The sequence below is a fragment of the Alkalibacillus haloalkaliphilus genome (genome assembly GCF_007991275.1).
GTDB classification, from domain to species: Bacteria; Bacillota; Bacilli; order Bacillales; family Alkalibacillaceae; genus Alkalibacillus; species Alkalibacillus haloalkaliphilus.
Map to the genome: position 1 here is coordinate 26,240 of NZ_BJYA01000023.1, position 13,981 is coordinate 40,220.

Here is a 13,981-nt window from a genome sequence, read left to right on the forward strand (position 1 = left end):
CCTATCGTGTTATGCTTTTTGGCCTACTGTTTCGTCGTCAATTCCTAGTTCTTCTTTAATCCAGTCATAACCTTCAGCTTCTAAGCGATGTGCTAGTTCTGGACCGCCAGATTTAACAACGCGACCTTGCATCATAACGTGTACGTGGTCTGGTGTAATGTAATCAAGTAAACGCTGATAGTGCGTAATGATTAAGCAACCAAATTTGTCATCACGCATTTGGTTAATACCTTGAGATACTACTTTTAACGCGTCGATGTCTAGACCAGAGTCAATTTCGTCTAAAACTCCGATTGCTGGCTTTAACATCATAAGCTGTAAAATTTCGTTACGCTTCTTCTCACCACCAGAGAAACCTTCGTTTAGGTAACGCTGTGCCATATTTTTATCGATTTCTAATGAATCCATTGTTGCGTCCATTTCTTTAATGAACTGCATTAATGGAATCTCATCGCCTTCTTCGCGTTGTGCGTTAATTGATGAACGTAAGAAATCAGAGTTTGTTACACCACTGATCTCACTTGGATATTGCATCGCTAGAAATAGACCAGCTTGAGCACGCTCATCAACTTCCATTTCTAATACATCTTCACCATCTAAAAGTACTTGACCTTTAGTTACTTCATACTTAGGGTGACCCATAATAGCACTAGCTAAAGTTGATTTACCTGTACCGTTCGGGCCCATTACCGCGTGGAATTCTCCACCATTAATTGTAAGGTTAACACCTTTTAAAATCTCTTCTCCTTCGATTTCAACATGCAGATCTTTAATCTCTAAAGTTGATCCTGCCATTTGAATACCTCCAATTTCTATTAATTCAATGTCTGGTTATTCTCAAATTATTATCATTATTAGTTTAAAACATTTCCAAAGTATATTCAACTTATTCACTTAGAATAACCAACCATTACCTACCTTCTCCATTATAGTAAAAAATACGACGAATTTAAACGAAAACCGCTTTAATGCAACAAAACAGTTTATATAAATGAGAATTTCTTAAATAGTGGTTCTGTTAATGTCCGTTGTTGTTATTGTGATTCACTTTCGGTGGACGCTTTCCGCGGGCACGGCTTCAGCTAACTTGGGAAAGAAAAGCACTTTCCCAAGTGGATCTTCAGCTCGTGCTGTTCCCGCTGGAGTCGCCACCTTCGCTCATCACAATACAACAACTTAGATTAACCTTTTAATAATCAACATTAAACTTTAACAGAGCTAAAAAATTATAAAAAGAAAAATGTTAGTAAATAATGTGGGTGAAAGCAGAATATTTTGATGTAGCGTCTAAGTATCATCTAAACACACAAATTTTCTTGCTAGCCAATATCAAAAAAACACGACCTCGAGTAAATCGAGGCCGCTCACTAAAGGTCTTTTCTATAAATAAATTTTGGTATCAACTAAATTAACTTTTTCAAAATATTATCATATATTGTATTAACGGTGAATCATCCGATCAACTTCTGAAACCATCACTTGTGATTTTTGGTATTCTTGCTCTCTGCGTTGTTCAACAGCCAATCTGTAATCTAACTTTCGGCTGTACTCTTGGTACCCAATCCCATGAGACTGTTGCATCGCCTTCTCCATATCACTTGTGTAATTCATGTCAATCTGTAAAATGACTAAATCATCCTTTCGTTTTGTTTACATTTATAAGAATAACACGTGACAAGTTTATTCTAAAAATGCCATTTAAACAGATTATTATAGCTGAAGAAGGGTGTGAACATATCCGATTATGTTCACACCCTTTCTTTGCATAATACATGTAAGTTGCTCTAAATTATTAGCAAATACTCTAAATTTGGAAAATTATTCGTTTACAGGTACAATCGCACCTTCATATTCTTCTTCCATAAATGTTTGAATTTCCTCTGAGCGAAGTACTTCCACTAATGTGTGTAACGCTTCTAAATCTTCATTTTCTGCACGTGTTGCAATAACGTTTGAATATGGTGATTCTGATCCTTCTACAATTAGCGCATCCTCAGTTGGTACTAAACCTGCTTCGATTGCGTAGTTCGTATTAATCGCTACAAGTGCATCTTCTTCACGCTCATAAAACTCAGGTAGTAATCCAGCTTCAATACTTGGATCAAACTCTAAATTGTATGGGTTCTCTACAACATCGTCAATCTCAGCTGCAACGGGATCAACTTCTGGATCAATCTCGACTAAGCCATTCTCTTGTAGTAACGATAAAATACGACCATGGTCAGCAACTGAACGGCTCATAATCACTTCAGTACCTTCTTCAATTTCATCTAAGTCAGTAATATTTTTTGAATAAATACCCATTGGTTCAATATGAATTCCACCAAGATGAACGAAATCATAACCTACTTCAGCAATTTGATCCTCTAAATAAGGAATGTGCTGAAAGTAGTTGGCATCTAATGTGCCATTCTCTAAATCTTCATTTGGTAAAACATAATCTTGATAAACTTCAACCTCTAACTCAATTCCTTCTTCTTCTAATAATGGTTTAGCCTCTTCTAAAACTTCAGAGTGAGGTACGTTTGACGAACCAACTGTAATTTCAACTGGCCCTTCATCTCCTTCTGCTTCACCTGTTCCGCATGCTGCTAATACAACAGCTAAAAATGCTACTAATAGTGCTGAATATAATTTTTTCATCTGTAAAACTCCCCTCAAATTTTTATTATTTTATTATGACAAGTTTGTGCTATAACAAGCTTGTTATTAACGGTGATCGACTTTTCTTGAAGACCAATCTCCAAGAAACTGAAAGATAAATACAATGACAACGATAAATACTGTACATAAAAATACAACATCAAAGTTACGGCGTTGGAATCCTTGCATGTAAGCTAAGTCACCTAGACCGCCTGCTCCGATTACACCAGCCATCGCTGTATAACTAATTAGCGCGATCGCTGTAACGGTAATACCTGAAATTAACGCTGGCATTGACTCTGGTAATAGTACTTTAAAAATGATCGTATGGGCTTTTGCTCCCATTGCTTGTGCCGCTTCAATAACACCTTTATCTACTTCTTTTAACGCAATTTCAACAAGTCGTGCGTAAAATGGTGCTGCACCAATAATAAGTGCTGGCAATGCGGCATTTGGCCCGCGGATTGTACCCATTAAGAAATCCGTAAATGGGATTAATAATAAAATTAATATAATAAACGGAATCGCGCGGAAAATGTTAACAACTGATGCGGTAATTCCATTAAGTGTTGAGTTTGCCCACAAATTCCCACGATCTGTTAAATACAATAATAGTCCTAATATAATTCCAAAAATAAATGTGGCAATTATTGAAATGATCGTCATGTAGAACGTTTCATAAGTCGCGACCCACATTTGATCCATTTGCACATTTGGAAATATGTCATTAAACATGCTTTAACACCTCTACTTCCACACCAGAAGCTTCGATATATTGAATTGCTTCTTGAATCACTGTCGGTTCGCCTTTTATTTCAACATAAAGTGTGCCATAAGCACCTTCTTGCGTCGGTGAAATCGATCCTTGCAATATATTAATCGCAACATCTAGTTGCTTTGATACTTCGCTAATTAACGCTCGCTTCGCATTGTTGCCGATGAAGTGTAATTTAACGACTTCTGATTGTTGATCATCAGTTATAAATTCATCTAGACGGTCGATTTGATGCTCAAGCGGGCTTAACTGCTGCACGAAACGTTTCGTCGTCTTCGATTGTGGTTTAACAAATACATTAAGTACTTCACCTTGCTCAACGACTTGACCTTGCTCCATTACAGCAACTCTATGACAAACCTTTTGAATAACGTGCATTTCGTGTGTAATTAAAATAATCGTTAAATTCAATTTCTCATTAATTGAAACTAATAAGTCTAAAATGTCATCAGTCGTTTCAGGGTCTAACGCTGATGTTGCTTCATCACAAAGCAGCACTGTTGGATCATTAGCTAAGGCACGAGCAATTCCAACACGTTGCTTTTGACCACCACTTAACTGTGATGGATATGAGTTTTCACGACCTTTTAATCCAACCAGGTCGATTAATTCTTGCACCTTTTCGTCTCGATCCCTTTTCGGAACGCCAGCAATTTCTAAAGGAAATGCAATATTTTCGAACACTGTACGTGACCAAAGCAAGTTAAAGTGTTGGAAAATCATCCCGATTTTTTGTCGCTTTTTACGTAAAGGTTCTTTCCTTAATGCAGCAATATCTTGATCGTCTAAAATGATTTCTCCTTCAGATGGATCTTCTAAACGATTTATTAAACGAATGAACGTACTCTTACCCGCTCCGCTATAACCGATGACACCGAAGATTTCACCTTTTGGAATATCGATTGAGACATCATCTACAGCATTTACGGTTTGGTCTTTCGTTTTAAATACCTTGGACAGGTTTTTTATTGAAATCAAATTATTCCCCTCCTAGAACGGCCTCTTTCTAAGTTAGTCGTCTTAGTTCTAACCAAAAAATAAGAAAACCTCTCTGCTCGATAAGAGAACAGAGAGGTTAAGAAATGGCTAACCTTTTTGTTCTCTTATCTTTCAAAGCATTTGCTTTGAAGGATTTAGCACCTATTATGCAAAGCATAACGGTTGCCGGGCTTCATCGGGCCAGTCCCTCCACCACTCTTGATAAGAGATTAATATTTTAGTAGTTTTATACGTTACTAGACTAATGTGTTAATAAATAAAAAAACTCTCTTGTAAGAACAAGAAAGAGTAAAATCTCTATCTTATCTTACAATGTGTAAACATTGTAGGAATTAGCACCTATTATGCGGAACATAACGGTTGCCGGGCTTCAAAGGGCCTGTTCCCTCCACCACTCTTGATAAGAATTCATATATTCAACTTTCGATAAATTGTATGTTAGCATAGGTTATGGATCTCGTCAATTAAATTTCCTAAAAAAGTATTAACCTTTTCTTTTAACATTCGTTTAAATTATAATTAAGAGAAAATATAAAAAAGGATGAGAATCATGAAAGCACCATTATTCGAACTACCATATTTAGATCGTGATGAATTATTTAAGTTAGAGGACGTTATTGGAGAAAAAGTGGTCATTTTAACTTTTTGGGTATCTTGGTGTCCTGACTGTTCTAGAGATATGCCGAAAAAAGAACAGTTCTATAAGACTATGCGTCATGATAACATTGAGATGTTAACGATCAATGTGCCAGGGCGTGAACGTGATGAAGGTGAAGCCGAAAAATTTCAAGATCAATTTTTAACGCAACCGACTTTGAAAGACCGCGGCACAGAAGTTTATGACCTCTTTGAATGCGAGTCTGTTCCAACTACTGTAGTTATTGATTTAGAAGGAAATATTGTTGGTAAATTCGGAGATCAAGATGATTTTGTTGAAGTTATTAAGATTGTAGGAGATTACTTTCCAGCCCGCTAAAAAAGGCTCTGTTAAAGGTTAAGAACTTTAACAGAGCCTAATTTTCGATTAAATAAGGTCCCATTTCTTTTAGTAAATAAGGAACTGAGTTAAAAGTGTACAGTCTATCCACTGGCTCACCTTCTTTAAATACGATTAAACAAGGCACACTTTTAATATTAAAGTGCTGCATAAAATCAGGTGCCAATGTGGCATTTAATTCAAAGAACGTCTCTTTCTCTAATGTTTCCTCAATGTAAGTCAACATCCTCTTCGCCACTTTGCAAGTACCACAAAAAGGGCTATTAACAAATAAGATATGATAACTTTTCTTTCGGATTATGAACTGGGCTTGCTCTCGATTAATTTCTTGCATCACGTTCTGACCCTTTCAAATAGTCTATCTTCACGTTAAAGTTTGCTGATTGCAATATAGATGCTAACACGTACTCAGGTGTATCTTCAACTTGACGATACTTTGGGTCAATGAACAAGTTTTCAGCATGGGAAAGTTCTTGATTTAATAACTTTCGTAACTTTTTCCCTGGATCATCTGTATCCGTAAAAATAAACACATCACGATCAAACAGCATATATTCGTCTATTAATTCATCTAAAGCAAAAGCACTTAACGTACCATAAGTACAAATAATTTCTTCTTTATTTGCCAACACTTTTTCGATTTTCTTTCTGTCTTGCTTACCTTCTACGATTAATACTTGTGGTAAGGATTCTACTTCCATAACTTCACACCTACTTGTCATTGCTGTGAAAAATACTCTTTTGGTAATAAGTATTAAAAAGACTGATCCTACTAAGAGGAATCAGCCTTTCTTACATTGTATTATTCGTCTTCAGTCATTTCTTTATAAGCATCAGCATCCATTAAATCATCAAGTTGTGATCTGTCACTTGGTTCTACAACGACCATCCATGCTTGCTCATATGGAGATTCATTTACATATTCAGGGCTATCTTCTAGCTCTTCGTTAACTTCAACTACTTTACCTGTAACAGGAGCATAAAGCTCAGAAACCGTCTTTACAGATTCAACGCTACCAAATGGCTCGTCCAATTCGATCTCGTCACCAACTTCTGGCAACTCAACAAATACGATATCGCCAAGCTCTGATTGTGCGAAGTCTGTAATTCCGATACGTAGTTTTTCTCCTTCTTCTTTTACCCATTCGTGCTCTTCAGAATAACGTAAGTCTTTTGGTAAACTCATTTCTGACCCTCCATTTAAATCGATATCACATATTTATCATACAACAAACAACTCGTTAATGCATTACCTCTAGTTTATTATTTCCAAGTTTGGTCAAATTGCTCTTCTTTAAAACCTACCGTTACTTGTTCACCATCTGTTGTGATTGGGCGTTTAATTAACATACCATCAGAAGCGAGTAGGTCAACTTGCTCTGATTCCGGCATATCTTTAAGCTTGTCTTTCAACCCTAATTCTCGATATTTCTTACCTGATGTGTTGAAAAACTTTTTAACAGGTAAATCACTCTTTTGAATTAGGTCTTCTAACGTTTCTTTCGAAGGTGGGTTGTCCACAATATGTACAGATTCATATGAAACTTCATTTTCATCCAGCCATTTAAGAGCTTTGCGACACGTTCCACACTTCGGGTACTGATAAACGGTTAAAGCCATATATGACACCTCCTCATTGTGATTTTACCATAAGAGATTGAATCCCTCACTCGATAAGCATAGGTCTTCCTAATCTATTTATCGGCGTTCGCTGATATAATTCGGCGTTCGCCGATATATTTAATTTTTCGCCGGATTATTTTGATTTTCGCCGAATTATAATTTTTTTCGCCGGAATATCAACAAAATCGCTGATATAACAGTTTCTACCAAATCAAAAGCACTAACCACTATAGTGGTCAGTGCCTTTAATTAGTTAAATATTAAACGTAATATTTTTCTTCTTCGATTAACGTGCTTGCGATCTCACGCTTCTTCTCGATGACGTTAATGTGCTCGCGACGCGTTAACTTGCGAAGTGCTGATAGCATCATACGTAGGTTATCGCCTTCTTCAACTGCAATTAACGTTTCTTTCGCATGAGCTTCAATGTTGTTTAACGTCTCTTCTACGAATACTTGAGTGTAAAGAAGCTTCTGTCTACTCTTCTCTTCACCATCTCTTGCAATAGCTTTTGCAGTACGTAAAACAGCTGATTCCATGTTATAAACGTCCGCTGCAATGTCAGCAATGTTCGATAGTAACTCTTGTTCTTGCTCTAATTTCTCCTGGTACTTTTGAGCGGCAATACCCGCTGCAAGTAAGCCAATTTTCTTCGCGTTACCTACAAGGTATTTCTCTTGTTCTAATGCTTCGTCACCAGGAGTTTCTGGCATCATCGCCATTAGTTCGTTTTGAAGTCCCATTGCTTTCTCAAGTAAAGGAAGCTCACCTTTCATCGCTTTCTTCATGAACGTTCCTGGTACTAGTAGGCGATTAATTTCGTTCGTACCTTCAAAAATACGGTTAATTCTAGAATCACGGTAAATACGCTCTACTTCATACTCTGCCATAAAGCCGTAACCACCATGAATCTGTACCGCTTCATCAGCAACATAGTCTAATAATTCAGTTGCTGTATATTTGTTCATTGAACACTCAATCGCATACTCTGCAATACCTTTTGCAACAGCAGATCCGTCATTTAGCTCTTCTTTAGAAAGCTGACCTAGACGTGATTCAAATAGACCTACTGTACGATAAACAGCACTTTCGTTAGCGTACGTTTGTGTCGCCATGTTCGCTAACTTCTCTTGAATTAATGAAAAGCTTGAAATTGGTGTTTGGAACTGTTTACGCTCATTTGCGTACTGAACAGCTAATTCTAGTGCACGCTTAGCACCACCAACACCACCGATTGCTAACTTATAACGACCTACGTTTAAGATGTTGAATGCGATTACGTGACCGCGGCCAATTTCGCCTAATACGTTTTCTACTGGAACTTGAGCGTCTTCAAGTACTAATGTACGAGTTGAAGACGACTTAATACCCATCTTCTTCTCTTCAGGACCAGTTGAAACGCCTGGGAAGTCACGCTCTACGATAAATGCAGAGAATTTCTCTCCATCAATTTTAGCGTACACTACGAAAACATCAGCAAATGCAGAGTTTGTAATCCACTGCTTTTCACCGTTTAACACATAATGCGTACCTTCTTCATTTAGTACTGCTGTTGTTTTAGCACCTAATGCGTCTGAACCTGAACCTGGCTCAGTAAGTGCGTATGCTGCAATTTTCTCACCTGTTGCTAAAGAAGGTAGATACTTTTGCTTTTGTTCTTCGTTACCGAAAAATACGATTGGAAGTGAACCGATTCCAACGTGAGCCCCGTGTGTAATTGAGAAACCACCAGCAAGTGCCATTTTCTCAGTTACTAATGAAGATGTGATCTTATCAAGCTCTAGGCCTCCATACTCTTCTGGTACGTCAATACCTAGTAAACCTAGTTCACCAGCTTTTTGTAATAGAGTTACTGACTTATCAAACTCATGATTTTCTAAGTCTTCTAGTACTGGCCATACGTCGTTTTTAATATATTCTTCAGTCGTTTTTGCAATCATTTTATGCTCATCATTGAAACTCTCAGGTGTTAAAACCTCATCTGGATCTACATCTTCAACTAAGAATGAGCCACCTTTTAATAACTTTTCTTCGATCATTCTAATTCCCCCTATAAGTTCAAATTATAGTAATTCAAATACTCCAGCAGCGCCCATACCGCCACCGATACACATCGTAACGACACCATACTTCACGTCACGGCGTTTCATCTCATGGACTAGCGATAACGTTAGTTTCGTACCTGTGCAACCTAATGGGTGTCCTAATGCGATTGCACCACCGTTAACGTTAACGATGTCTTCATTCAAATTTAATTCACGGCAAACTTGTAAAGCTTGAGAAGCGAATGCTTCATTTAGCTCAAATAAACCGATGTCGTCTAAAGAAAGACCAGCTAGCTCTACAGCTTTAGGAATAGCTTCAACTGGACCGACACCCATTACTTCTGGTTCTACACCAGCTACAGTAAATGAGCGGAACTTAGCCATAGGCTGAAGTCCTTCTTTTTCAGCTTTTTCGCGGTCCATTACTAACACGGATGCAGCACCATCACTCATTTGTGATGAGTTACCTGCTGTAACAGAACCTTTCACATTGAAAGCTGGCTTTAACTTCGCTAAACCTTCCATACTCGTACCTTCACGCACACCTTCGTCTTTTGAAAGTGTTACTGTACGCTCTTGAACTTGGTTATCTGGTCCAATCGTACGATCTGTCACTTCAACTGGGACAATTTCGTCATCGAATTTGCCTTCAGCAAGTGCTTTTGCTGCTCTTTCGTGACTGCGAACTGCAAAAGCATCTTGATCTTCACGGCTAACACCGTAACGATTGGCTACTTCTTCAGCTGTATGCCCCATACTCATATAATATTCCGGTGCTTCATCAACTAAAGTTGGGTTTGGCTTAATGACGTTACCGCCCATTGGAATCATTGACATTGATTCTGCTCCACCAGCAATAATCGTGTCAGAATAACCTAGCATAATACGCTCCGCTGCATAGGCAATACTTTGTAGTCCAGAAGAGCAATAACGGTTAATCGTAATCCCTGGTACATCATTATCTAAGCCAGCTAAACCAGCAATTTGTCTAGCCATATTCATACCTTGCTCAGCTTCTGGCATGGCACATCCAATAATGACATCATCAACATTGCCATCATAATTGTTAGCGCGCTTTAACGTTTCTTTAACTGTTAAAGCAGCTAAATCGTCTGGACGTGTATGAGCAAGTGTTCCTTTATTTGCTTTACCAACAGGTGTTCTTGCACCTGATACAATAACAGCTTCTCTCACGATTGATCCTCCTCTTACGTTGGATTTTTATTAGTTACGTAAAGGCTTACCTTTTTGTAACATGTGAATCATACGTTCTTGTGTCTTTTGTTCACCGACTAAACTTAGGAATGCTTCACGCTCTAAATCTAGTAAGTACTGTTCTTCTACTTTTGTTCCAGACTTAATTTGGCCACCAGCTAATACGTTTGCTAGTTTCTTAGCAATCTTAATATCATGTTCTGAAGCATAGCCGCTTAACTGCATTTGCTTAGCACCTAATACCATTGTTGCGTAACCTGCTTCACCAACAACTGGCACTTTTTCGTGCTTCGGTGCTTGATATCCACCTTTGTCTAAAGCAAGTACTTGGTTCTTCGCATCATAGATTTGGTGATCGCCGTTTAAGCTAATTGATTCTGGTCCATTTAGGAAACCATGCTCAACCGCTTCAGCTGCAGACGTTGATACTTTACCTGTTGCAATCTTTTCAAAGACGTCATTTGCAACTTTTTGTAAATCAAAATCAACACCTTCAGGTAGACCATTCAACTGGTTAATGTAGAATTCTTTGTTTCCACCACCACCAGGAATTAGACCAACACCTGCTTCAACTAAGCCCATATAAGTTTCAGGTGAAGCTTGTTGTGCTGCAGTTGGAAGTACAATCTCTGTACCGCCACCTAACGTCATACCATATGGTGCTGCAACAACTGGCTTTTCGTTAAATTTAATGTTTTGCATCGCTTGTTGGAACTGCTTAATTACGATGTCGATCTCAAAGAAATTAAATTCTTGAGCTTCCATTAAAATCATCGCTAAGTTTGCACCAACACAGAAGTTTTTACCTTGGTTACCGATTACTAAGCCACGATAATTGTTGTTTACTTCTTCAAGAGATTGGTTAATCATTTGAATAACATCTAAACCAATTGAGTTATTCGGAGATGTAAATTGAAGTAATGCAACATCATCACCAATGTCTATTAAACTAGCGCCACTATTTTTCTTAATGACACCATTAGCCTCTTTATGAAGCTTTAAGTTAATTTCTTTTTCGTTTACTTTTTTCTCTACATATTCACCATTATGGTAGAAATATAGTTTACCGTTTTCACGCTTGTAGAACGTTTCAAAGCCTTTACCTAACATGTCTGTAACCCATGCTGGGACTTCAGAACCTTCTTCTTGCATACGTCTAACTGCTTTCTCAACGCCGATCGCATCCCACATTTCAAATGGGCCGATTTCCCAACCGAAGCCCCACTTCATAGCGTCATCGATTTGCGTGAGATCATCAGCAATTTCACCTAAAAGCTCTGCTGAGTAAATGAGTGTGGGCTTCGAAATGTTCCACACTAAATCACCCGCACGATCACCTTTAGCTGATACAAGCGCTTTCAATTTGCGCTTCGGTCCTTTTTCTTGCTTCGCAGCGCCAGAAGCTTGTGTTTTAAGCTTTTGTTGTTCTTGATCATACTCAAGTGTTTCAGGGTTTAGTTCGTAAATAACACTACCTTTTTCACCTTTTTGCTTTTGGTAGAATCCTTTGCCTGACTTAGCACCTAGCATGCCTTTTTCATTCATTTGTTTCATGAAATCAGGTACGTCGAATACTTTCTGTTCTTCACCTTCAACTTTGTCATAAACGTTTTTTGCAACGTGGATGAATGTATCTAGGCCGACTACATCCAGTGTACGGAATGTCGCACTCTTTGGACGGCCAATCATTGGTCCTGTCACAGAGTCTACTTCACCGACACTGTAGCCACCTTTTAGCATTTCTTGTACAGTGACGAGTAAGCCGTATGTACCAATACGGTTTGCGATAAAGTTCGGTGTATCTTTTGCTTCAACTACACCTTTTCCTAGCACATCTTCGCTAAAGTGCTTCATGTACTCTAACACTTCTGGGTCTGTATCTTTTGTCGGAATAACTTCTAATAACTTTAAGTAACGTGGCGGGTTAAAGAAGTGCGTACCTAAGAAATGTTTCTTAAAATCTTCTGAACGCCCTTCAGCCATTGCTTCAATTGAAATACCTGACGTATTTGAGCTCACGATACTACCTTCTGAGCGGTGTTCATCAACTTGAGCGTAAACCTTTTGTTTAACCTCTAAGTTCTCAACAACGACTTCAATAATCCAATCAACGTCTTTTAAATCTTTCATGTTGTCTTCAAAGTTACCAACTGAAATTAGATCTAAACTCTTCTTCGTCGTAATTGGAGATGGATTTTGTTTTAATAACTTTTTCTTGTTTTCTGCCGCAATTTTATTGCGCGCACGTGGATCTTGTTTTTCTTCATCTGATAAATCTTTAGGAACAATATCAAGCATTAACGTAGAAATGCCTAAATTCGCTAAATGCGCTGCAATTCCTGCTCCCATTACCCCTGAACCTAGGACTGCTGCGCGCTTAATTCTTCCGTTCATGAATGCTCCCCCTATCCGTAATTTAGTTTGAATGAATACTCATTCATTTTTGTTTAAAAAATTTTGGATAGCAAGCTATCCAAAAAATTCATCTATTTATACTATAAAATATTTTCAGACATTTCGCAAACATTTATCTACAATTAAAATTTATTTCTTAAACACACCTCTTAATACAAATAAAACATTGGCTGGTCTTTCAGCTAAACGACGCATGTTGTAACCAAACCAATCGCGGCCATAAGGTACATAAACCCTTACATTATAACCTTGTTCAACTAAATTTTCTTTAAGTTCATTTCTCATGCCGTATAACATTTGGAATTCAAATTGATCGTTCGGAATATTATTTTCTTCAACATATTGCTTCGTATATTCGATCATCACGTCATCGTGTGAACCAAGTGCAGTGAAGTTACCGTTATCTAAGTGCAACGCGATCAGCTTCTTCAAGTTCTCATCAACGTCTTTCTTTTCCGGATAAGCAACCTCTGCTGATTCTTTATAGGCACCTTTAACCAATCGTATGTTAGGGCTGTACTTATTTAAACGTTGTAAATCATCTTCTGTACGGTATAAATAAGATTGTAGTACAGTGCTTAATAAATCGTACTCTTCTTTTAACGTTTCGAAAATAGTGATCGTCTTTTCACAACGCTCGTAGTCTTCCATATCGATTGTAACTAGTACATTATGTTCTTTACCGGCATCTAAAATTCTACGCATGTTATTTAGTACTAGATCATCTGAAATATCAAGACCCATCGACGTCATTTTGACTGATACTTGAGAGTCTAAGTTTAATTTATCGATTACTTTAATCGATTTAATCGTTTCTTTTGTGCGCTCTATGGCTTCTTCCTTATCAGTTACATATTCACCTAGATGGTCTAATGTGACTGACATTCCTTTTTGATTTAGTTCACGAATCTTTTCAGCTGCATGGCCAATGTTCGTTCCGGCTACGAAACGGCTAGCCCCGAATCTAAACCCATAACGCTTCGCAAGCGCTGTTAATAATTTATTGTTAGATAAAAATAAGAAAAATTGGCGTAATACTTTCTCCATGTCTACTCCCCCAGTCGTAAGTGCATTTCTATGAAACCGTTTTCTATTTTATCATTTTCTGACTGAAATTTTAATTATTTTTTGTAAAATGTGTTGGTGGAAAAATTACACCATCCAATTATAACCCTCTTGAACAAAACAATTGTAGCTCCTATCGCTACATCAAAACGCTTCGCTTTCCGCGGGCACGGCTCGAGCCTCCTCGGCCCAAAAAGCGTGGCC

General features: G+C 37.9%; 14 protein-coding genes and 2 riboswitches. Of the genes, 1 reads left to right on the forward strand and 13 read right to left on the reverse strand.

The features are described from left to right. Positions 1-9 precede the first annotated feature (9 nt). The 5 genes from sufC to AHA02nite_RS14000 form a co-directional block, all read right to left on the reverse strand. On the reverse strand, positions 10-795 hold the full coding sequence (sufC, locus tag AHA02nite_RS13985; RefSeq protein ID WP_146818369.1) for a Fe-S cluster assembly ATPase SufC: 786 nt from the start codon (positions 793-795) through the stop codon (positions 10-12). 645 nt (positions 796-1,440) lie between these two features. After that, positions 1,441-1,581 carry a hypothetical protein gene (locus tag AHA02nite_RS15185; protein ID WP_218025431.1) on the reverse strand — a complete coding sequence of 47 codons (141 nt, stop codon included), beginning with the start codon at positions 1,579-1,581 and terminating at the stop codon, positions 1,441-1,443. Positions 1,582-1,818: 237 nt separating this feature from the next. Beyond that, the gene (locus AHA02nite_RS13990) at positions 1,819-2,643 is read right to left on the reverse strand and encodes a MetQ/NlpA family ABC transporter substrate-binding protein (RefSeq protein WP_146818371.1); all 825 of its coding nucleotides are present in this window, start codon (positions 2,641-2,643) and stop codon (positions 1,819-1,821) included. 66 nt (positions 2,644-2,709) lie between these two features. Further along, the gene (locus AHA02nite_RS13995) at positions 2,710-3,378 is read right to left on the reverse strand and encodes a methionine ABC transporter permease (RefSeq protein WP_146818373.1); all 669 of its coding nucleotides are present in this window, start codon (positions 3,376-3,378) and stop codon (positions 2,710-2,712) included. Then, complete coding sequence (locus AHA02nite_RS14000) at positions 3,371-4,396, reverse strand: methionine ABC transporter ATP-binding protein (RefSeq protein ID WP_146818375.1); 1,026 nt, start codon at positions 4,394-4,396, stop codon at positions 3,371-3,373. The genes AHA02nite_RS13995 and AHA02nite_RS14000 overlap by 8 nt, the downstream gene beginning before the upstream one ends. Positions 4,397-4,518: 122 nt before the next feature. Beyond that, a riboswitch (SAM riboswitch) is annotated at positions 4,519-4,625 on the reverse strand. Between the two features lie 91 nt (positions 4,626-4,716). Further along, positions 4,717-4,824, reverse strand: a riboswitch (SAM riboswitch). 143 nt (positions 4,825-4,967) lie between these two features. Here AHA02nite_RS14000 and AHA02nite_RS14005 point away from each other — a divergent pair. Further along, positions 4,968-5,393, forward strand: coding sequence for a TlpA disulfide reductase family protein (locus tag AHA02nite_RS14005; protein ID WP_146818377.1), 426 nt, complete (start codon positions 4,968-4,970; stop codon positions 5,391-5,393). Between the two features lie 37 nt (positions 5,394-5,430). Here AHA02nite_RS14005 and AHA02nite_RS14010 read toward each other — a convergent pair whose 3' ends face one another. The 8 genes from AHA02nite_RS14010 to AHA02nite_RS14045 all read right to left on the reverse strand — a co-directional run bounded on the left by AHA02nite_RS14010 (position 5,431) and on the right by AHA02nite_RS14045 (position 13,759). Further along, positions 5,431-5,748, reverse strand: a complete 318-nt coding sequence (locus tag AHA02nite_RS14010; RefSeq protein WP_017185165.1) for a thioredoxin family protein — start codon at positions 5,746-5,748, stop codon at positions 5,431-5,433. After that, positions 5,735-6,115: a toprim domain-containing protein gene (locus tag AHA02nite_RS14015; RefSeq protein ID WP_146818379.1), complete on the reverse strand. Its 381-nt coding sequence runs from the start codon at positions 6,113-6,115 to the stop codon at positions 5,735-5,737. The genes AHA02nite_RS14010 and AHA02nite_RS14015 overlap by 14 nt, the downstream gene beginning before the upstream one ends. Before the next feature lie 101 nt (positions 6,116-6,216). Beyond that, positions 6,217-6,600, reverse strand: a complete 384-nt coding sequence (gene gcvH, locus AHA02nite_RS14020) for a glycine cleavage system protein GcvH (protein WP_146818381.1) — start codon at positions 6,598-6,600, stop codon at positions 6,217-6,219. A gap of 77 nt (positions 6,601-6,677) precedes the next feature. After that, positions 6,678-7,034 (reverse strand): arsenate reductase family protein, encoded by a 357-nt coding sequence (locus AHA02nite_RS14025; RefSeq protein WP_146818383.1) that lies wholly within the window; start codon positions 7,032-7,034, stop codon positions 6,678-6,680. A 263-nt stretch (positions 7,035-7,297) separates the two neighbouring features. Beyond that, on the reverse strand, positions 7,298-9,076 hold the full coding sequence (locus AHA02nite_RS14030) for an acyl-CoA dehydrogenase family protein (protein WP_170236116.1): 1,779 nt from the start codon (positions 9,074-9,076) through the stop codon (positions 7,298-7,300). A 24-nt stretch (positions 9,077-9,100) separates the two neighbouring features. Continuing rightward, the gene (locus tag AHA02nite_RS14035) at positions 9,101-10,276 is read right to left on the reverse strand and encodes an acetyl-CoA C-acetyltransferase (protein ID WP_146818387.1); all 1,176 of its coding nucleotides are present in this window, start codon (positions 10,274-10,276) and stop codon (positions 9,101-9,103) included. A 30-nt stretch (positions 10,277-10,306) separates the two neighbouring features. Further along, a complete protein-coding gene (locus AHA02nite_RS14040) occupies positions 10,307-12,691 on the reverse strand; it encodes a 3-hydroxyacyl-CoA dehydrogenase/enoyl-CoA hydratase family protein (protein WP_146818389.1) in 2,385 nt (794 codons plus the stop codon). A gap of 150 nt (positions 12,692-12,841) precedes the next feature. Next, positions 12,842-13,759, reverse strand: a complete 918-nt coding sequence (locus tag AHA02nite_RS14045; RefSeq protein ID WP_146818391.1) for a proline dehydrogenase family protein — start codon at positions 13,757-13,759, stop codon at positions 12,842-12,844. Positions 13,760-13,981: the final 222 nt, after the last annotated feature.

Coding starts and splice junctions, on each gene's coding strand:
- AHA02nite_RS15185 (WP_218025431.1), bottom strand. CDS start 1,581: ATGCAACAGTCTCATGGGATTGGGTACCAAGAGTACAGCCGAAAGTTA.
- gcvH (WP_146818381.1), bottom strand. CDS start 6,600: ATGAGTTTACCAAAAGACTTACGTTATTCTGAAGAGCACGAATGGGTA.
- AHA02nite_RS14040 (WP_146818389.1), bottom strand. CDS start 12,691: ATGAACGGAAGAATTAAGCGCGCAGCAGTCCTAGGTTCAGGGGTAATG.
- AHA02nite_RS14025 (WP_146818383.1), bottom strand. CDS start 7,034: ATGGCTTTAACCGTTTATCAGTACCCGAAGTGTGGAACGTGTCGCAAA.
- AHA02nite_RS14030 (WP_170236116.1), bottom strand. CDS start 9,076: ATGATCGAAGAAAAGTTATTAAAAGGTGGCTCATTCTTAGTTGAAGAT.
- AHA02nite_RS13990 (WP_146818371.1), bottom strand. CDS start 2,643: ATGAAAAAATTATATTCAGCACTATTAGTAGCATTTTTAGCTGTTGTA.
- AHA02nite_RS14005 (WP_146818377.1), top strand. CDS start 4,968: ATGAAAGCACCATTATTCGAACTACCATATTTAGATCGTGATGAATTA.
- AHA02nite_RS14045 (WP_146818391.1), bottom strand. CDS start 13,759: ATGGAGAAAGTATTACGCCAATTTTTCTTATTTTTATCTAACAATAAA.
- AHA02nite_RS14015 (WP_146818379.1), bottom strand. CDS start 6,115: ATGGAAGTAGAATCCTTACCACAAGTATTAATCGTAGAAGGTAAGCAA.
- AHA02nite_RS13995 (WP_146818373.1), bottom strand. CDS start 3,378: ATGTTTAATGACATATTTCCAAATGTGCAAATGGATCAAATGTGGGTC.
- AHA02nite_RS14010 (WP_017185165.1), bottom strand. CDS start 5,748: ATGCAAGAAATTAATCGAGAGCAAGCCCAGTTCATAATCCGAAAGAAA.
- sufC (WP_146818369.1), bottom strand. CDS start 795: ATGGCAGGATCAACTTTAGAGATTAAAGATCTGCATGTTGAAATCGAA.